The 15,000-nt window shown below is 59.9% G+C and carries 30 protein-coding genes (1 of these 30 cut by a window edge); all 30 read left to right on the forward strand.

From position 1 onward, the window contains the following. Positions 1 to 622: EF-Tu C-terminal domain-related protein (locus ECTHA_RS17760; protein WP_035369543.1), on the forward strand; the 622-nt coding region annotated here is incomplete at its 5' end. A gap of 6 nt (positions 623 to 628) precedes the next feature. After that, positions 629 to 943: a 30S ribosomal protein S10 gene (gene rpsJ / locus ECTHA_RS0108620; protein ID WP_025282228.1), complete on the forward strand. Its 315-nt coding sequence runs from the start codon at positions 629 to 631 to the stop codon at positions 941 to 943. Between the two features lie 132 nt (positions 944 to 1,075). Continuing rightward, entirely contained in the window at positions 1,076 to 1,720 is a 645-nt protein-coding gene (rplC, locus tag ECTHA_RS0108625) for a 50S ribosomal protein L3 (RefSeq protein ID WP_025282227.1), read from the forward strand. Positions 1,721 to 1,725: 5 nt separating this feature from the next. Continuing rightward, on the forward strand, positions 1,726 to 2,331 hold the full coding sequence (gene rplD / locus ECTHA_RS0108630; RefSeq protein WP_025282226.1) for a 50S ribosomal protein L4: 606 nt from the start codon (positions 1,726 to 1,728) through the stop codon (positions 2,329 to 2,331). Continuing rightward, the gene (gene rplW / locus ECTHA_RS0108635) at positions 2,328 to 2,624 is read left to right on the forward strand and encodes a 50S ribosomal protein L23 (RefSeq protein WP_025282225.1); all 297 of its coding nucleotides are present in this window, start codon (positions 2,328 to 2,330) and stop codon (positions 2,622 to 2,624) included. The genes rplD and rplW overlap by 4 nt, the downstream gene beginning before the upstream one ends. A gap of 18 nt (positions 2,625 to 2,642) precedes the next feature. Then, entirely contained in the window at positions 2,643 to 3,467 is an 825-nt protein-coding gene (gene rplB / locus ECTHA_RS0108640) for a 50S ribosomal protein L2 (protein WP_025282224.1), read from the forward strand. Positions 3,468 to 3,486: 19 nt separating this feature from the next. Next, the gene (gene rpsS / locus ECTHA_RS0108645) at positions 3,487 to 3,759 is read left to right on the forward strand and encodes a 30S ribosomal protein S19 (RefSeq protein WP_025282223.1); all 273 of its coding nucleotides are present in this window, start codon (positions 3,487 to 3,489) and stop codon (positions 3,757 to 3,759) included. A 4-nt stretch (positions 3,760 to 3,763) separates the two neighbouring features. Then, positions 3,764 to 4,102 (forward strand): 50S ribosomal protein L22, encoded by a 339-nt coding sequence (rplV, locus tag ECTHA_RS0108650; protein ID WP_174411992.1) that lies wholly within the window; start codon positions 3,764 to 3,766, stop codon positions 4,100 to 4,102. A 14-nt stretch (positions 4,103 to 4,116) separates the two neighbouring features. Further along, positions 4,117 to 4,803, forward strand: a complete 687-nt coding sequence (gene rpsC, locus ECTHA_RS0108655; RefSeq protein ID WP_025282221.1) for a 30S ribosomal protein S3 — start codon at positions 4,117 to 4,119, stop codon at positions 4,801 to 4,803. A gap of 12 nt (positions 4,804 to 4,815) precedes the next feature. Further along, the gene (rplP, locus tag ECTHA_RS0108660; RefSeq protein WP_025282220.1) at positions 4,816 to 5,229 is read left to right on the forward strand and encodes a 50S ribosomal protein L16; all 414 of its coding nucleotides are present in this window, start codon (positions 4,816 to 4,818) and stop codon (positions 5,227 to 5,229) included. Continuing rightward, positions 5,229 to 5,426: a 50S ribosomal protein L29 gene (gene rpmC, locus ECTHA_RS0108665; protein ID WP_025282219.1), complete on the forward strand. Its 198-nt coding sequence runs from the start codon at positions 5,229 to 5,231 to the stop codon at positions 5,424 to 5,426. Before rplP ends, rpmC begins: the two co-directional genes overlap by 1 nt. A 4-nt stretch (positions 5,427 to 5,430) precedes the next feature. Beyond that, complete coding sequence (gene rpsQ, locus ECTHA_RS0108670; RefSeq protein ID WP_025282218.1) at positions 5,431 to 5,697, forward strand: 30S ribosomal protein S17; 267 nt, start codon at positions 5,431 to 5,433, stop codon at positions 5,695 to 5,697. Positions 5,698 to 5,738: 41 nt separating this feature from the next. Beyond that, complete coding sequence (rplN, locus tag ECTHA_RS0108675; protein WP_025282217.1) at positions 5,739 to 6,107, forward strand: 50S ribosomal protein L14; 369 nt, start codon at positions 5,739 to 5,741, stop codon at positions 6,105 to 6,107. 24 nt (positions 6,108 to 6,131) lie between these two features. Continuing rightward, a complete protein-coding gene (gene rplX / locus ECTHA_RS0108680) occupies positions 6,132 to 6,452 on the forward strand; it encodes a 50S ribosomal protein L24 (RefSeq protein ID WP_025282216.1) in 321 nt (106 codons plus the stop codon). Between the two features lie 10 nt (positions 6,453 to 6,462). Next, positions 6,463 to 7,002: a 50S ribosomal protein L5 gene (rplE, locus tag ECTHA_RS0108685; RefSeq protein WP_025282215.1), complete on the forward strand. Its 540-nt coding sequence runs from the start codon at positions 6,463 to 6,465 to the stop codon at positions 7,000 to 7,002. Positions 7,003 to 7,015: 13 nt separating this feature from the next. Then, positions 7,016 to 7,321, forward strand: coding sequence for a 30S ribosomal protein S14 (gene rpsN, locus ECTHA_RS0108690; protein ID WP_025282214.1), 306 nt, complete (start codon positions 7,016 to 7,018; stop codon positions 7,319 to 7,321). Positions 7,322 to 7,336: 15 nt separating this feature from the next. Then, on the forward strand, positions 7,337 to 7,732 hold the full coding sequence (gene rpsH, locus ECTHA_RS0108695) for a 30S ribosomal protein S8 (RefSeq protein WP_025282213.1): 396 nt from the start codon (positions 7,337 to 7,339) through the stop codon (positions 7,730 to 7,732). A 13-nt stretch (positions 7,733 to 7,745) separates the two neighbouring features. Beyond that, the gene (rplF, locus tag ECTHA_RS0108700; RefSeq protein WP_025282212.1) at positions 7,746 to 8,279 is read left to right on the forward strand and encodes a 50S ribosomal protein L6; all 534 of its coding nucleotides are present in this window, start codon (positions 7,746 to 7,748) and stop codon (positions 8,277 to 8,279) included. A gap of 15 nt (positions 8,280 to 8,294) precedes the next feature. Beyond that, positions 8,295 to 8,648 carry a 50S ribosomal protein L18 gene (rplR, locus tag ECTHA_RS0108705; protein WP_025282211.1) on the forward strand — a complete coding sequence of 118 codons (354 nt, stop codon included), beginning with the start codon at positions 8,295 to 8,297 and terminating at the stop codon, positions 8,646 to 8,648. 13 nt (positions 8,649 to 8,661) lie between these two features. Next, positions 8,662 to 9,165 (forward strand): 30S ribosomal protein S5, encoded by a 504-nt coding sequence (rpsE, locus tag ECTHA_RS0108710; protein WP_025282210.1) that lies wholly within the window; start codon positions 8,662 to 8,664, stop codon positions 9,163 to 9,165. Positions 9,166 to 9,168: 3 nt separating this feature from the next. Next, positions 9,169 to 9,351, forward strand: a complete 183-nt coding sequence (gene rpmD / locus ECTHA_RS0108715) for a 50S ribosomal protein L30 (protein ID WP_025282209.1) — start codon at positions 9,169 to 9,171, stop codon at positions 9,349 to 9,351. A 1-nt stretch (position 9,352) separates the two neighbouring features. Beyond that, complete coding sequence (gene rplO, locus ECTHA_RS0108720) at positions 9,353 to 9,784, forward strand: 50S ribosomal protein L15 (RefSeq protein ID WP_025282208.1); 432 nt, start codon at positions 9,353 to 9,355, stop codon at positions 9,782 to 9,784. A gap of 42 nt (positions 9,785 to 9,826) precedes the next feature. After that, complete coding sequence (gene secY, locus ECTHA_RS0108725; protein ID WP_051582629.1) at positions 9,827 to 11,140, forward strand: preprotein translocase subunit SecY; 1,314 nt, start codon at positions 9,827 to 9,829, stop codon at positions 11,138 to 11,140. A 24-nt stretch (positions 11,141 to 11,164) separates the two neighbouring features. Further along, positions 11,165 to 11,278, forward strand: a complete 114-nt coding sequence (gene rpmJ / locus ECTHA_RS19505) for a 50S ribosomal protein L36 (RefSeq protein ID WP_008933182.1) — start codon at positions 11,165 to 11,167, stop codon at positions 11,276 to 11,278. Between the two features lie 67 nt (positions 11,279 to 11,345). Continuing rightward, positions 11,346 to 11,702 carry a 30S ribosomal protein S13 gene (rpsM, locus tag ECTHA_RS0108730; RefSeq protein WP_025282205.1) on the forward strand — a complete coding sequence of 119 codons (357 nt, stop codon included), beginning with the start codon at positions 11,346 to 11,348 and terminating at the stop codon, positions 11,700 to 11,702. Between the two features lie 24 nt (positions 11,703 to 11,726). Beyond that, complete coding sequence (gene rpsK / locus ECTHA_RS0108735) at positions 11,727 to 12,116, forward strand: 30S ribosomal protein S11 (RefSeq protein WP_025282204.1); 390 nt, start codon at positions 11,727 to 11,729, stop codon at positions 12,114 to 12,116. A 14-nt stretch (positions 12,117 to 12,130) separates the two neighbouring features. Next, complete coding sequence (gene rpsD / locus ECTHA_RS0108740; RefSeq protein ID WP_025282203.1) at positions 12,131 to 12,751, forward strand: 30S ribosomal protein S4; 621 nt, start codon at positions 12,131 to 12,133, stop codon at positions 12,749 to 12,751. 18 nt (positions 12,752 to 12,769) lie between these two features. Then, positions 12,770 to 13,774, forward strand: coding sequence for a DNA-directed RNA polymerase subunit alpha (locus ECTHA_RS0108745; RefSeq protein WP_025282202.1), 1,005 nt, complete (start codon positions 12,770 to 12,772; stop codon positions 13,772 to 13,774). Positions 13,775 to 13,817: 43 nt separating this feature from the next. Further along, a complete protein-coding gene (gene rplQ / locus ECTHA_RS0108750) occupies positions 13,818 to 14,207 on the forward strand; it encodes a 50S ribosomal protein L17 (RefSeq protein WP_025282201.1) in 390 nt (129 codons plus the stop codon). A 155-nt stretch (positions 14,208 to 14,362) separates the two neighbouring features. Then, positions 14,363 to 15,000, forward strand: partial view of an SAM hydrolase/SAM-dependent halogenase family protein gene (locus ECTHA_RS17765; protein ID WP_025282200.1) — the 5' portion only. The gene runs 115 nt beyond the window's last position; only the first 638 of its 753 coding nucleotides appear in the window; it begins with the start codon at positions 14,363 to 14,365; its stop codon lies off the right edge, out of view.

Raw genomic sequence — 15,000 nt, forward strand, 5'->3', positions numbered from 1 at the left:
CATCGACAAGCTGATCGAGGCCCTGGACACCTACATTCCTGAGCCCGAGCGTGCCGTGGATGGTGCGTTCCTGATGCCTGTGGAAGACGTGTTCTCCATTTCCGGTCGTGGCACCGTGGTGACGGGCCGTATCGAGCGCGGCATCTGCAAGGTGGGCGACGAAGTGGCGATCGTGGGTATCCACGACACCAAGAAGACCACCGTGACCGGCGTTGAGATGTTCCGCAAGCTGCTGGATCAGGGTCAGGCGGGTGACAACGTGGGTGTTCTGCTGCGTGGTACCAAGCGTGACGAGGTCGAGCGTGGTCAGGTGCTGTGCAAGCCCGGTTCGATTACGCCGCACACCAAGTTTGAAGCTGAGGTGTACGTGCTGTCCAAGGATGAGGGTGGTCGTCACACGCCGTTCTTCAATGGCTATCGTCCGCAGTTCTATTTCCGGACCACTGACGTGACCGGTTCCTGTGATCTGCCTGAAGGTGTCGAGATGGTGATGCCGGGTGACAACGTCAAGATGACGGTGTCGCTGATTGCGCCGATCGCTATGGAAGACGGTCTGCGTTTTGCAATTCGCGAAGGTGGCCGCACCGTCGGTGCCGGCGTTGTCGCCAAGATCATCGAGTAAACGTCCATGGCAGCCAAGCAAAGAATTCGTATTCGCCTCAAGGCCTTTGATCATCGTTTGATCGATCGTTCGGCTGTCGAGATTGTGGAAACCGCGAAGCGTACCGGTGCGCGGGTGAAGGGTCCGATCCCGTTGCCCACCAAGATGGAAAGCTTCACGGTGCTCATCTCTCCCCACGTCAACAAGGACGCGCGGGACCAGTATGAGATCCGTACGCACAAGCGTCTGATGGATATCATGGACCCCACCGACAAGACGGTGGATGCCTTGATGAAACTGGACCTGGCGGCCGGTGTGGATGTGCAAATAAAGCTTAACTAGCCCTGATTTCTGTGGCATAATAGTTGGCTTTCCATGGCCCGGTGCAGGGTAACTTGTACCGGGCCGTGACTTTCAGAATGAAATAATTTCTCCGACGCCCCGGGGTCTCGGGGTGGAAGCAGAGGTAGTGTCATGGCAATCGGACTGGTCGGTCGCAAGGTGGGCATGACTCGTGTCTTTACGGAAGACGGAGTGTCCCTGCCGGTGTCTGTCATCGAGGTGGAGCCGAATCGTGTCGCCCAGGTGAAGGCCGGCGAGCGCGATGGTTATCGCTCCCTTCAGGTAGCGGTGGGTTCTCGTAAGGCGAGTCGTGTAGGTAAGCCCCTGGCCGGTCATCTGGCCAAGGCGGGCGTGGAGGCCGGTCGCGGTCTCTGGGAATTCCGTCTGGAAGATGGTGAAGGCGAGGGTATTGAGGCCGGCGCCGAGCTGAAGGTGGATGTCTTCTCTGAAGGTCAGATGGTGGACGTCACCGGGACCAGCAAGGGTAAGGGCTTCCAGGGTGTGATCAAGCGTCACAACTTCAGCATGCAGGATGCCACTCACGGTAACTCCCGCTCCCATCGTGCGCCGGGGTCCATTGGTCAGAACCAGACTCCTGGTCGGGTGTTCAAGGGCAAGAAGATGGCCGGTCAGATGGGCAACGTGCGTTGCACCGTCCAGAACCTGCAGGTTGTCCGGGTGGACGCTGAGCGGAATCTGCTTCTGATCCGTGGTGCGGTGCCGGGTTCCACCGGTGGTGACGTCATGGTGCGTCCCGCTGTCAAGGCGAAGGGTTGAATCTCATGAAGCTTCAGGTTCAGGACACGCAGCAAGGCGTTGACGTCTCCGACGCAGCGTTTGGCCGCGATTTTAACGAGACGCTGGTGCACCAGGCTGTTGTAGCCCATATGGCCGGTGGTCGCTTCGGTACCAAGGCGCAAAAGACGCGCGCTGAAGTGCGCGGCGGTGGCGCCAAGCCCTGGCGGCAGAAAGGTACGGGTCGTGCCCGTGCTGGCACCATTCGCAGCCCGTTGTGGCGTGGGGGTGGCAAGATCTTCGCGGCAGCGCCTCGTGACTATAGGCAGAAGCTCAACCGCAAGATGTACCGGGCCGCCATGGCCAGCATCTTTTCCGAACTGGTCCGGCAGGATCGTCTGGTGGTGGTTGAAGACTTCAAGGTTGGCGAGCCTCGTACCAAGGCTCTGATTGCCAAGCTGTCTGAGCTGGGCCTGGAGTCGGCGCTGATCGTGGCGACCGAGGCTGACGGCAATCTGTATCTCTCGGCCCGTAATCTGCCGAAAGTGGATGTTCTGGACGTCGCGGAAGTGAATCCCGTGAGTCTGGTGGGTGCTGAGAAGGTGCTGATCACCGTGTCCGCGCTCAAGCATGTTGAAGGGTGGCTGTCATGAACGAAGAAAGAATGCTGAAGGTGATCGTCGGTCCGCATGTGTCTGAAAAAGGCACCATGCTCGCTGAAGCCGCGAACCAGCATGTGTTCAAGGTGGCTGTCGACGCAACCCGTGATGAAGTTCGCCAGGCCGTGGAGAAGCTCTTCGAAGTGAAGGTTTCCTCGGTGCGTGTGCTGAACCAGCAGGGTAAGCGTAAGCGGTTGGGCAGATCCCAGGGTCGCCGCAATCATTGGAGAAAGGCCTACGTGACCCTCGAGCCGGGTTACGATATTGAATTGGCCGGCAACGAGTAATCGGAAAGGTAACGCGAAATGGCGATCGTCAAGTCGAAACCCACTTCCGCGGGCCGCCGTTTTGTGGTCCGGGGTGTGACCCCCGATCTTCACAAGGGCGAGCCCTACGGCCCGCTGTTGGAGAAGAAGAGCCGCACCGGTGGCCGCAACAACCAGGGGCGCATCACGACGCGCCACGTGGGTGGCGGTCACAAGCAGCGCTACCGCATCGTGGACTTCAAGCGCAACAAGGATGACGTCCCGGGTAAGGTTGAGCGGCTGGAATATGATCCAAACCGTAGTGCGCACCTTGCATTGGTGCTGTACGCGGACGGCGAACGTCGGTATATTATCGCGCCTCGTGGCGTGAAGGCCGGCGACCCGGTGGTCTCTGGCGTGCATGCCCCGATCCGGTCTGGCAACTGCCTGCCACTTCGGAACATTCCGCTGGGTACCGTGATTCACTGCATCGAGATGCGCCCCGGCAAGGGTGCGCAGTTGGCGCGCAGTGCCGGCACGGGCGTCCAGCTGGTGGCGCGTGAGGGTCAGTACGTGACGCTGCGTCTGCGCTCCGGAGAGATGCGCAAGGTGCATGCGGATTGCCGCGCCACCATCGGTGAAGTCAGTAATTCCGAGCACAGCCTGCGCAAGTTCGGCAAGGCTGGCGCCCGTCGTTGGCTGGGTATCCGCCCGACTGTACGAGGCACGGCGATGAACCCGGTCGACCACCCCCACGGTGGTGGTGAAGGCCGGAACTTCGGCCAGCATCCGGTTACCCCCTGGGGTATTCCGACCAAGGGTTACAAGACCCGCAAGAACAAGCGGACGGATAGCATGATTGTGCGCCGTCGGAAAGCGAAGTAAGAGTTGAGGGGATAGATCAGTGCCGCGTTCGCTGAAGAAAGGTCCTTTTGTCGACCATCATCTGTTCAAGAAAGTGGAAGCAGCCTCTGCTGCCAACGACAGGCGTCCCATCAAGACCTGGTCACGCCGGTCCATGGTGATTCCGCAGATGGTGGGATTGACGTTGGCCGTCCATAACGGGCGGCAGCATGTGCCGGTGCTGATCAACGAAAACATGGTGGGTCACAAGCTCGGGGAGTTCGCTGCAACGCGTACCTTCAAGGGCCACGTGGCTGACAAGAAGGCAAGGTAAGGGGTTGATGATGGAAACCGTCGCAGTATTGCGATTCGCTCGCATATCGCCGCAGAAGTGTCGGTTGGTGGCGGATCAGGTCCGTGGGCTGCCCGTTGAGCGGGCGCTGCAGGTCCTGTCCTTCAGCCCGAAGAAGTCCGCTCATCTGGTTCGCAAGATCCTTGAGTCGGCCATTGCCAATGCCGAGCACAATGATGGGGCGGATGTGGATGAGCTGCGTGTGTCGCGCATCTGTGTGGACCAGGGTCCGGTGCTCAAGCGCATCCAGGCGCGGGCCAAGGGCCGGGCTAACCGGATCAACAAACGTACAAGTCACATTACCGTCGCCGTCAGCGCCGAGTAAGGTAGGGGTCTGAGATGGGTCAGAAAGTCAATCCGATCGGTTTCCGTCTGGGGGTGTCTGCGGACTGGGCATCCACTTGGTACGCAGATGGTCGGGATTATGCCGACAACCTGCATAGCGATCTGGAAATCCGTAAGTTTCTGAAGAAGAAACTGTCCCAGGCCTCCGTCAGTCGCATCGAGATCGCCCGGCCTGCGCGCCAGGCGTTCATCACGATTCACACGGCGCGTCCGGGTATCGTGATCGGCAAGAAGGGCGAGGATATCGAGGCGCTGCGCCGTGAGGTTGCCGGCCGCCTGGGTCTGCCCCCGCAGGCCGTGAAGATCAACATTGAAGAGATCCGCAAGCCCGAGACCGATGCACAGCTCGTGGCCGAGGGGATCGCGCAACAGCTGGAGCGCCGTATCATGTTCCGTCGCGCCATGAAGCGCGCCGTGGGCAATGCGATGCGCCTCGGCGCTCAGGGCGTGAAAGTGCATGTCTCCGGCCGCCTGAACGGCGCCGAGATCGCCCGCAGCGAGTGGTATCGCGAAGGCCGTGTGCCGCTGCATACCCTGCGCGCGGAAATTGATTATGGGTTTGCCGAAGCTCAGACCACCTACGGCATCATCGGTGTGAAGGTCTGGGTGTTCAAGGGTGAGGTGTTCGACTTCGAGAAAAAGACGGACGCTGCCCAGGAAGGCAAGGCCGCGGTTAACTGAGGAGTTTGAGTGATGCTGCAGCCCAAGAGAACAAAATTCCGTAAGCAGTTCAAGGGCAAGAACCGCGGCCTGGCTATTTCCGGTGGGAAGGTCAGTTTCGGCGAGTTCGCCCTGCAGTCTGTCGATCGGGGCCGTATCACGGCGCGTCAGATCGAAGCTGCTCGTCGTGCGATGAACCGGCATATCAAGCGTGGCGGCAAGATCTGGATCCGTATTTTCCCGGATGTGCCCGTCACCAAAAAGCCCGTTGAAGTGCGTATGGGTAAGGGTAAGGGCAACGTGGAATACTGGGTTTGCAAGATTCAGCCAGGCCGCGTGCTCTATGAGATGGAAGGCGTGAGTGAAGAGGTGGCTCGTGAGGCGTTCCGCCTGGCCGCTGCCAAGCTGCCCATCAAGACGGCATTTGTGACACGGCAGGTGATGTGATGAAGGCGAGCGAAGTGCGTGAGCAGAACACCGAAGAACTGCGTGGTGAGCTGCTGGAGCTGTACCGCGAGCAGTTCAAGATGCGGATGCAAAAGGGCACGGGCCAACCGCCCCGTCCTGACCGCTTCGGCAAGATCCGCAAGGACGTTGCCCGCATCAAGACCGTGCTGAACGAGCGTTCGAGAGCAGGCGAGTAAAGTCATGAGCGAACAAGAAGTCAAAGAACAACGTGCGGTCACCGGCCGTGTCATCAGTGACAAGATGGACAAGACCCGCACCGTGCTCATCGAGCGCCGTGTGCGTCACCCACTGTATGGCAAGTACATGCGCCGCTCCACCAAACTGCACGTCCATGACGAAGGCAACGACTCCCGCATGGGCGATAAGGTCCTGGTAAAGGAGTGCCGCCCCATGTCCCGGACGAAGACGTTCCGCCTGCTGAAGGTTGTTGAGCGCGCGCCTGAGTGAGGCCGGTGACGGCCACCACCGATACGAAGTGAGATCAGATCATGATTCAGATGCAGACGGTTTTGGATGCAGCGGACAACAGCGGGGCGCGCCGGGTCCAGTGCATCAAGGTTCTCGGCGGTTCGCACCGGCGCTACGCCGCCGTGGGTGACATTGTGAAGGTGAGCGTCAAGGACGCGATCCCCCGCGGCAAGGTCAAGAAGGGCGAGGTTTACAACGCGGTGGTCGTGAGAACCGCCAAGGGCGTGCGTCGTCCGGATGGCTCGGTGATCCGCTTCGATCGTAATGCGGCCGTTCTGCTGAACAACCAGCTGCAGCCGATTGGCACCCGTATTTTCGGGCCCGTCACACGCGAGCTGCGCGGTGAACGGTTCATGAAGATCATTTCCCTGGCGCCGGAAGTACTGTAACGCGAAAGGCTGAGGTAGAAGACGATGCGCAGAATTCGACAGGGTGATGATGTAGTGGTCATCGCCGGCAAGGACAAGGGCCGCCGCGGTACCGTACTGAAGGTGATCGACGAGAAGCGGGTCCTGGTTCAGAACCTGAATATGGTGAAGAAGCATCAAAAGCCCAACCCTCATAATGGGGTTCAGGGCGGCATCATCGATAAAGAGATGCCATTGGATGTATCCAATGTGATGCTTTACAACCCCGCAAGCGGCAAGGGTGATCGCGTGGGCTTCCGGACGCTCGAGGACGGCCGCAAGGTGCGGTACTACAAGTCCAACAACGAAGTCGTTGACGCGTCTTAAGGTGAATACGATGGCCAGGTTGAAACAATTTTACCAGGAGACCGTAATCAAGCAGCTCATGGAGCGCTTTGAGTACGGCAATGTCATGGAAGTCCCGAAGATCACGAAGATCACCCTGAACATGGGTTTGGGCGAAGCCGTGGCGGATAAGAAAGTCATTGAACACGCGGTAGGCGACATGACTGCGGTGTCCGGGCAAAAGCCGGTTGTGACCAAGGCGCGCAAGTCCATTGCCGGATTCAAGATCCGCGATGGGTATCCCATTGGCTGCAAGGTCACTCTGCGCCGGGAGCAGATGTATGAGTTCCTGGATCGCCTGGTGAACGTGGCTCTGCCCCGGGTGCGTGACTTCCGTGGTCTGAATGCCAAGTCCTTCGATGGTCGTGGCAATTACAATATGGGCGTGCGCGAGCAGATCATCTTCCCGGAAGTCGATTACGACAAGATCGACGCGTTGCGTGGGATGGATATCACCATCACCACCACGGCCAAGACTGACGAGGAAGGTCGGGCGCTGCTGCAGGCGTTCAACTTCCCGTTCAAGAATTGAGAGGTTTTTAGACATGGCCAAGATTTCCATGATGATGCGTGAAAAGAAGCGCGCCCAGCTGGTAAAGCAGTATGCCGAACGGCGGGCTGAGCTCAAGGCGCTCATCAGTAGCCCCGAGACGAGCCCGGAGGCCCGTATGGAAGCGGTGGTGAAGCTGCAGAAGCTGCCCCGCGATTCCAGTCCGGCGCGTCAGCGTAATCGCTGCCGCCTGACCGGTCGTCCGCATGGCTACTATCGGAAATTTGGCCTGGCGCGTAACAAGCTGCGCGAAGCGGCCATGCGGGGCGATGTGCCCGGTCTGGTCAAGTCGAGCTGGTAAGAGGGAAAGACCGAAATGAGCATGACCGATCCCGTGGCAGACCTGCTGACCCGCATTCGCAACGGCCAGCGCGCTGCCAAGACCGAAGTAACCCTGCCGGCCTCCAAGCTGAAGGTGGCGATTGCCCGCGTCCTGAAGGACGAGGGCTACGTGGCCGATGTAGTCGTTGACGAGCAGGAAAAGAAACCCGTCATGACGGTGAAACTGAAGTACTTCCAAGGCAAGCCCGTGATCGAGACGATCCAACGGGTGAGCCGTCCGGGCCTGCGTATCTATCGCTCCAAGGATGACTTGCCGACCGTAATCGGTGGCCTTGGTGTGGCGGTGATCTCCACTTCTGGTGGAGTGATGACCGAACGCCAGGCGCGTGCCCAGGGTCAGGGCGGCGAAGTACTTTGCGTCGTCTCCTAATCGGATTGAAGCCATGTCCCGAGTAGCGAAAAACCCCATCACGCTCCCCAAGGGCGTAGATGTGATGATTAACAACGAGCTGATCTCCGTCAAAGGTCCGAAGGGAGCGATGGAGTTCCCGATGAACCCGAACGTCGAGGTCTCGCAGGATGAAGGCGTGGTACGTCTGGGCCCGGCCAATGGCAACGCGAAGCATTGGGCCATGGCTGGCACGGTCCGCGCGCTGATCAACAATATGGTCACGGGCGTCAGCGCCGGCTTTGAGAGAAAGCTGGAACTGGTGGGCGTGGGTTATCGCGCTCAGGCACAGGGCAAGACGCTGAACCTGACGCTGGGGCTGTCCCACCCGGTGGAATATCCGGTGCCCGAGGGCATCACCATCGAGACCCCCAGTCAGACCGAGGTCGTGGTCAAGGGCATCGACAAGCAGCAGGTCGGCCAGGTGGCTGCCGAGATCAGGAGCTTCCGCCCGCCGGAGCCTTACAAGGGTAAGGGTGTCCGGTATGCGAATGAGCAGATCATTCGCAAGGAAGCCAAGAAGAAATAAGGCAAGGTGACCACGATGGATAAGAAAACAGCTCGACTCCGGCGCGCCAGCCGTGCCCGGCACAAGATCCGCGAACTGGGTGCACACAGATTGTGCATTCATCGTACGCCGCGTCATGTTTATGCGCAGATCATCGCCCCCACGGGCTCCGAAGTGGTAGCCTGCGCTTCCACGGTGGAAGCCAGCGTGCGCGGTGACCTGAAGGCTACCGGCAATGTGGAAGCGGCCACGGCAGTGGGCCGTCTGATTGCTGAGCGGGCCTCGGCCAAGGGCATCAAGAAAGTGGCCTTCGACCGTTCCGGATTCAAGTACCACGGCCGCGTGAAGGCGCTGGCCGACGCCGCCCGAGAGGGCGGCCTGGAATTCTGACAAGGGTGATTCAATGGCAAGTGTGAACGCGAGCGACAACGACGGCCTTCAGGAGAAGCTCATCTCCGTGAACCGCGTGGCCAAGGTGGTCAAGGGCGGTAGGCAGTTCCGTTTCACGGCGCTCACCGTCGTGGGTGACGGTAACGGTAAGGTCGGTTTTGGCTACGGCAAGGCCCGCGAAGTGCCTCTGGCCATCCAGAAGGCGATGGAGTCTGCCCGCAAGAACATGCGTAAGGTCCCCTTGAAGGATGGCACGCTGCATTACGCCACGACTGCCCGTCATGGTGCGGCCAAGGTGTTCATGCAGCCCGCATCCGACGGTACTGGTATCATCGCCGGCGGCGCCATGCGCGCTGTCTTCGAAGTGGCAGGCGTGAAGAACGTGCTGGCCAAGTGCATTGGTTCACGTAACTCCAGCAACGTGGTGCGCGCGACCCTGAACGGGTTGACGTCGTTGCACGATCCGGAGCTGATCGCGGCCAAGCGCGGCAAGCAACTGGACGAGATCACGGGGTAAGACATGGCTGGCGAACTGAAAGTAACGCTGGTGCGCAGCAAGTACGGCCGCTTGAAGAAGCACGCCGCCTGCCTGCGTGGCCTGGGGATCCGACGGATCCATAATCCGGTGGTCGTCAAGGATACGCCGGAGAATCGGGGCATGATCAACAAGGTGTCCTATCTCCTGAAGGTTGAGGAGGCTTGAGATGAAACTGAATAACCTGAGCCCGGCCGAAGGCAGCCGTATCCCGGCCCGTCGTGTGGGGCGTGGTATTGGCTCCGGCCTGGGCAAGACCGCCGGCCGCGGTCACAAGGGGCAGAAGTCCCGTTCCGGTGGCTACCAGAAGGTTGGCTTCGAGGGCGGTCAGATGCCCTTGCAGCGTCGGCTGCCGAAAGTCGGTTTCCGTTCGCGCACCGCCGGTGATTGCGCCGAGGTCCGTTTGCACGAGCTGCTGGGCTTTGATGGCGTGATCGACCTGGCCGCTCTGAAAATGAAGGGTGTGGTGCCCATCCAGGCCAAGGCTGCCAAGGTGATCGCTTCCGGGTCGCTGGAGCAGGCGGTGACCTTGAAGGGCGTGGCTGTAACCAAGGGCGCGCGTGCCGCGATTGAAGCGGCAGGCGGGCAGATCGAGGAATAAGTGGCTGCATCCAATCCAACTGGGGGCGTTTCACTGGGCGGTATGGGGAAGTTCACTGAACTTCGCCAGCGCCTGCTATTCGTTTTGATGGCCTTGGTCGTCTACCGGATCGGGACATTCATCCCGGTGCCGGGGATCGACCCCGTGGCGTTGGAGCAGTTTTATGATGCCCAGTCCGGGACGATCCTGGACATGTTCAACATGTTCTCCGGGGGTGCCCTGGAGCGGTTGAGCATGTTCGCGCTGGGGGTCATGCCCTATATTTCGGCAGCGATCATCATGCAGTTGCTGGCAGCTACAGTGCCAGCACTGCAGCAGATCAAGAAGGAAGGCGAGCCCGGTCGTCGCAAGATCACGCAGTACACCCGCTACGGCACGGTATTCCTGGCCCTGGTGCAGAGTATCGGTATCAGCATCGCCTTGAATCAGCAGACTATGGGCGATGCGACGGTCGCGCTCAACCCCGGGTTGGGCTTCATGTTCACCACGGTGGTGACGTTGGTGACCGGCACGGTATTCCTGATGTGGCTGGGTGAGCAGGTGACGGAAAGGGGTATCGGTAACGGTATCTCGATCATCATCTTCGCCGGGATCGTGGCAGGCCTGCCGGGTGCCTTTGGTGGCACGCTGGAGTTGGCGAGCACGGGTGAGTTGTCCCCTGCGTTCGTGATGCTGCTGGTGGCCATGGCGCTGGGGGTGATTGGCTTCATCGTCTTCATCGAGCGCGGGCAGCGCCGGATCACGGTGAACTATGCCAAGCGGCAGGTGGGGCGCAAGGTCTATGGGGGGCAGAGCAGTCATCTTCCCCTCAAGCTGAACATGGCCGGCGTGATCCCGGCGATCTTCGCCTCCAGTATCATCCTTTTCCCGGCGACGCTGGGGACCTGGTTCGGCCAGGCTGAGGGGGTGACCTGGTTGCGTGATCTGTCTTCAGCACTCGGGCCGGGTGAGCCGCTGTATGTGATGTTCTATGGCGCGGCCATCGTGTTCTTCTGTTTCTTCTACACGGCATTGGTGTTCAACGCCCGGGAGACTGCGGAGAACCTGAAGAAGTCCGGCGCGTTCATTCCCGGGATTCGTCCCGGGGTGCAGACCGAGAAGTATATTGACAGCGTCATGACCCGCCTGACTGCGGTGGGGGCGATCTACATCACGGCGGTGTGCCTGATGCCCGAGTTCCTGATTCTCTACTGGAACGTGCCGTTCTACTTCGGCGGGGCCTCGATGCTGATCATCGTGATCGTGGTGATGGACTTCATGGCACAACTTCAGGCGCACCTGGTGTCCCATCAGTACGAGGGACTGATGCGCAAAGCCAACCTTAAAGGCTACGGCAAGTCGGGCATGCTGCGCTAGCAGGCCCAGTGAGAGGAAAGAAACATGAAAGTACGTGCGTCTGTAAAGAAGATCTGCCGTAACTGCAAGATTATCCGTCGCAATGGCGTCGTTCGCGTGATCTGTTCCGATCCGCGTCACAAACAGCGTCAGGGTTAAGCATTGCTTTGGCAGCGTTCACTGGTTAGAATAGCCGGCTTTTCTGCCGGTTCTTGGAGATAGCTGGATGGCTCGTGTAGCAGGTGTCAATATTCCCGACCACAAACATGCGGTGATCGCCCTTCAGGCGATCTACGGCATCGGTAACACCCGTGCGAAGATGATCTGCGGGGCGGCGGGGATTCGGCCGGAGCAAAAGATCCGTGACCTCTCTGAAGAAGAGGTGGAAAAGATTCGCGCCGAAGTCGGTCGCTTGAGTGTAGAGGGTGACCTTCGCCGCGAGACCTCCATGAACATCAAGCGTTTGATGGATCTGGGTTGCTACCGGGGTTTGCGTCACCGTCGCGGTCTTCCGCTGCGCGGCCAGCGCACCCGCACGAACGCGCGCACCCGCAAGGGACCGCGTCGTCCCATCCGCAAGTAATATTCAGGATTACAGGAAACAGGTATGGCACAGGCCTCCACGCGGACCCGTAAGAAGGTCAAGAAGTCCGTCTCCGATGGAGTGGCGCATGTCTACGCGTCCTTCAACAACACGATCGTGACCATCACTGACCGTCAGGGCAACACCCTGTCCTGGGCAACGGCAGGTGGCTCCGGGTTCCGCGGATCCCGGAAGAGCACCCCCTTTGCCGCGCAGGTGGCGGCCGAGCGTGCCGGTACTGCGGCTCAGGAATATGGTTTGAAGAATCTTGAAGTGCTGGTCAAGGGTCCCGGCCCCGGTCGCGAATCGGCGGTGCGTGCGTTGAACAACGTGGGCTACAAGATCACGAACATCAGCGACATCACGCCGATTCCGCATAATGGCTGCCGTCCGCCCAAGAAGCGGCGCGTCTAGACTGGAGGAACCCCATGGCTCGATATATTGGCCCGAAGTGTAAGCTCAGCCGCCGGGAAGGTGCCGACCTCTCTTTGAAGAGTCGCGCACGCGCGCTGGATAGCAAGTGCAAGCTGGACAAGCCGCCCGGTCAGCATGGCGACCGTCGCACGCGACTGTCGGATTACGGTGTGCAGCTGCGCGAGAAGCAGAAGTTGCGCCGCATCTATGGCGTGCTGGAAAAGCAGTTCCGGAATTACTACAAGGCAGCCTCGCGGCTCAAGGGCTCCACGGGTGACAACCTGCTGAAGCTGCTGGAGTGCCGCCTGGATAACGTTGTTTACCGCATGGGCTTCGGCACCACCCGGTCTGAAGCGCGCCAGCTGGTCAGCCATAAGGCTGTGCTGGTGAACGGCCAGACGGTGAACATCGCTTCATACCAGGTGAAGGCCACTGACGTGGTGTCCATCCGGGAGAAGGCCCGCAAGCAGGTGCGGATCCAGGATTCCCTGGCCCTCGCTGAGCAGTATGGCTTTCCCGAGTGGGTCGATGTAGATACCAAAAAGATGGAAGGCGTCTTCAAGAGCGTTCCTGAGCGTAGCGATTTGCCGGCGGATATCAATGAATCCCTGGTGGTCGAGCTCTACTCCAAGTAATTAGTTACGAGGTCTTTGATGCAGACCAAGGTCAACGAACTCCTCAAGCCTCGTCATATCGAGGTCCAGGCCGTCTCCGAAAGACTTTCGAAGGTTGTCCTGGAGCCGCTTGAGCGTGGTTTCGGTCACACGCTGGGCAATGCCCTGCGCCGGATTCTGCTGTCCTCGATTCCGGGGTCGGCTATCCTGGAGGCCGAGATCGAGGGTGTGCTCCACGAGTACACCACCATGGAAGGTGTTCAGGAAGATGTGGTGGATGTGCTGCTGAACCTGAAGGGTGTGGCGCTGCGCATGCACAATCGTGAGGAAGCGACGCTGACTCTGCGGAAGAAGGGGCCAGGTACGGTCACGGCAGGGGATATCACCCTGGATCATGACGTCGAAATCGTCAATCCGGATCACGTGATCGCTCACCTGACGAAAAGTGGCGAGCTCAACATGACCCTCAAGGTGGGTCAGGGTCGCGGTTACCAGCCGGTGAGCACCCGTCGTTCTGCTGAGGGTGAGGATAGCTCCATTGGTCGGTTGTTGCTGGATGCCAGCTTCAGCCCGATCCGTCGAGTGGCCTACAAGGTTGAAAGTGCCCGTGTTGAGCAGCGTACGGATATGGACCGCCTGGTGATCGAACTCGAGACCAATGGGACCGTCGATCCGGATGATGCCATCCGTGAGGCGGCGACCATCCTGCAGAGCCAGTTGATGGCTTTCGTGGAGTTGCAGGGCGACGAAAGTGTGTCTCAGGAAAGCAAGCCGATGGATATCGATCCCATCCTGCTGCGTCCTGTAGACGATCTGGAGTTGACCGTACGTTCGGCGAATTGCCTGAAGGCGGAGAACATCTACTACATCGGCGACCTGATCCAGCGGACCGAGGTGGAGCTTCTGAAGACGCCGAACCTGGGCAAGAAGTCGCTGACCGAGATCAAAGACGTGCTCGCCTCCCATGGCTTGTCCATGGGGATGCGCCTGGAAAACTGGCCCCCGGCCGGTCTGAAAGAGCACGAGAAAAAGAGCACCGGCTGAACAGGCCGGGTGCACAGAATCTGACTGGAAGGATAATTAAGCCATGCGTCACCGCCAATCCGGTAGGCAACTCAACCGCAACAGTTCGCATCGCAAGGCGCTGATGCAGTCTCTTGCGCTGTCGCTGTTCCGTCACGAGGCCATCAAGACGACCCTGCCGAAGGCTAAAGAGCTTCGTCGGGTAGCCGAGCCTCTGATCACGATGGCGAAGGAAGACAGCGTGCACAGTCGCCGGCTGGCATTTGCCCGGCTGCGGGACGACGAAGTGGTGGGCAAGCTGTTCACCGAGTTGGGTCCTCGCTATCAGGGTCGCCCGGGTGGATACCTGCGCATCCTGAAGTGTGGTTTCCGCAAGGGTGACAACGCGCCCATGGCGTTCGTGGAACTGGTGGATCGCCCGGATCCGGACGAGGCCAGCGAAGCCACTGCCTGATCGTTTGAAGTGTTTTTACCGCCCACCAGGGTGGAAGTAGCAAAAAGCCGGCCTCGTGCCGGCTTTTTGCGTTGGTGGTGTCCATGAAGGCGGTGGCTTGCGGGTGCTCGGGATAGGTGCCTATATTGGCCCGACACATGAACATGGGGAGGCGCATGCTCGTCACGTACACGGATTTTGGCATCACCGGCCCCTATACGGGGCAATTGGAGGCTGTTCTCAAACGGTTGGCGCCGGGCGTTACCGTGGTGCATCTTCAAGCGGACGCCCCGGCGTTCAAGCCACGTGCGGCAGGCTGTCTGCTCAGGTCCCTCGTGGGCCCATTTGCCCCTGAAACCGTGTTCGTTTGTGTGGTGGATCCGGGCGTTGGCATGGATCGGGACCCCATCTGGGTGAAGGCACACGGCCGGCGCTTTGTCGGGCCTGATAATGGTCTGTTGGCCGGAGTCATGCGTGATGACCCGCAAGCCGAGGCGCACCGGATCCGGTGGCGACCAGCCCGGCTCTCAAACAGCTTTCATGGTCGGGATCTGTTTGCCCCTGTGGCGGCGGCGCTTGCGATGGGGGAGGGCGTGGACTCGGAGGCGGTTTGCCCATCGACGCTGTGCGGCGCGGATTGGCCCAGGGAGATGGCCGAGGTGATCTACGTGGATGTTTACGGGAATCTGGTGACGGGATTATCGGGTGACTCCGTGCCGTTGGAGGCGCGGTTACTGCTTGGGGGGCGAGAGATTGCTTATCGTCGTGTCTTTGGGGAGGCGCCTGTGGGCGAGCTGTTCTGGTACGTCAATTC

Source organism: Ectothiorhodospira haloalkaliphila ATCC 51935, from assembly GCF_000633935.1.
GTDB classification, from domain to species: Bacteria; Pseudomonadota; Gammaproteobacteria; order Ectothiorhodospirales; family Ectothiorhodospiraceae; genus Ectothiorhodospira; species Ectothiorhodospira haloalkaliphila.

Bases quoted from the DNA above. Each gene is read 5' to 3' on its own strand.
- rpsC (WP_025282221.1), top strand. From the start codon at position 4,117: ATGGGTCAGAAAGTCAATCCGATCGGTTTCCGTCTGGGGGTGTCTGCG.
- secY (WP_051582629.1), top strand. From the start codon at position 9,827: ATGGGGAAGTTCACTGAACTTCGCCAGCGCCTGCTATTCGTTTTGATG.
- ECTHA_RS0108745 (WP_025282202.1), top strand. From the start codon at position 12,770: ATGCAGACCAAGGTCAACGAACTCCTCAAGCCTCGTCATATCGAGGTC.
- rplO (WP_025282208.1), top strand. From the start codon at position 9,353: ATGAAACTGAATAACCTGAGCCCGGCCGAAGGCAGCCGTATCCCGGCC.
- rplB (WP_025282224.1), top strand. From the start codon at position 2,643: ATGGCGATCGTCAAGTCGAAACCCACTTCCGCGGGCCGCCGTTTTGTG.
- rpsJ (WP_025282228.1), top strand. From the start codon at position 629: ATGGCAGCCAAGCAAAGAATTCGTATTCGCCTCAAGGCCTTTGATCAT.
- rpmJ (WP_008933182.1), top strand. From the start codon at position 11,165: ATGAAAGTACGTGCGTCTGTAAAGAAGATCTGCCGTAACTGCAAGATT.
- rplN (WP_025282217.1), top strand. From the start codon at position 5,739: ATGATTCAGATGCAGACGGTTTTGGATGCAGCGGACAACAGCGGGGCG.
- rplW (WP_025282225.1), top strand. From the start codon at position 2,328: ATGAACGAAGAAAGAATGCTGAAGGTGATCGTCGGTCCGCATGTGTCT.
- rpsQ (WP_025282218.1), top strand. From the start codon at position 5,431: ATGAGCGAACAAGAAGTCAAAGAACAACGTGCGGTCACCGGCCGTGTC.
- rpsK (WP_025282204.1), top strand. From the start codon at position 11,727: ATGGCACAGGCCTCCACGCGGACCCGTAAGAAGGTCAAGAAGTCCGTC.
- rpmC (WP_025282219.1), top strand. From the start codon at position 5,229: ATGAAGGCGAGCGAAGTGCGTGAGCAGAACACCGAAGAACTGCGTGGT.
- rplR (WP_025282211.1), top strand. From the start codon at position 8,295: ATGGATAAGAAAACAGCTCGACTCCGGCGCGCCAGCCGTGCCCGGCAC.
- rpsN (WP_025282214.1), top strand. From the start codon at position 7,016: ATGGCCAAGATTTCCATGATGATGCGTGAAAAGAAGCGCGCCCAGCTG.
- rpsH (WP_025282213.1), top strand. From the start codon at position 7,337: ATGAGCATGACCGATCCCGTGGCAGACCTGCTGACCCGCATTCGCAAC.
- rpmD (WP_025282209.1), top strand. From the start codon at position 9,169: ATGGCTGGCGAACTGAAAGTAACGCTGGTGCGCAGCAAGTACGGCCGC.
- rpsM (WP_025282205.1), top strand. From the start codon at position 11,346: ATGGCTCGTGTAGCAGGTGTCAATATTCCCGACCACAAACATGCGGTG.
- rplE (WP_025282215.1), top strand. From the start codon at position 6,463: ATGGCCAGGTTGAAACAATTTTACCAGGAGACCGTAATCAAGCAGCTC.
- rplF (WP_025282212.1), top strand. From the start codon at position 7,746: ATGTCCCGAGTAGCGAAAAACCCCATCACGCTCCCCAAGGGCGTAGAT.
- rplQ (WP_025282201.1), top strand. From the start codon at position 13,818: ATGCGTCACCGCCAATCCGGTAGGCAACTCAACCGCAACAGTTCGCAT.
- rplP (WP_025282220.1), top strand. From the start codon at position 4,816: ATGCTGCAGCCCAAGAGAACAAAATTCCGTAAGCAGTTCAAGGGCAAG.
- rplX (WP_025282216.1), top strand. From the start codon at position 6,132: ATGCGCAGAATTCGACAGGGTGATGATGTAGTGGTCATCGCCGGCAAG.
- rplD (WP_025282226.1), top strand. From the start codon at position 1,726: ATGAAGCTTCAGGTTCAGGACACGCAGCAAGGCGTTGACGTCTCCGAC.
- rpsE (WP_025282210.1), top strand. From the start codon at position 8,662: ATGGCAAGTGTGAACGCGAGCGACAACGACGGCCTTCAGGAGAAGCTC.
- rpsD (WP_025282203.1), top strand. From the start codon at position 12,131: ATGGCTCGATATATTGGCCCGAAGTGTAAGCTCAGCCGCCGGGAAGGT.
- rplC (WP_025282227.1), top strand. From the start codon at position 1,076: ATGGCAATCGGACTGGTCGGTCGCAAGGTGGGCATGACTCGTGTCTTT.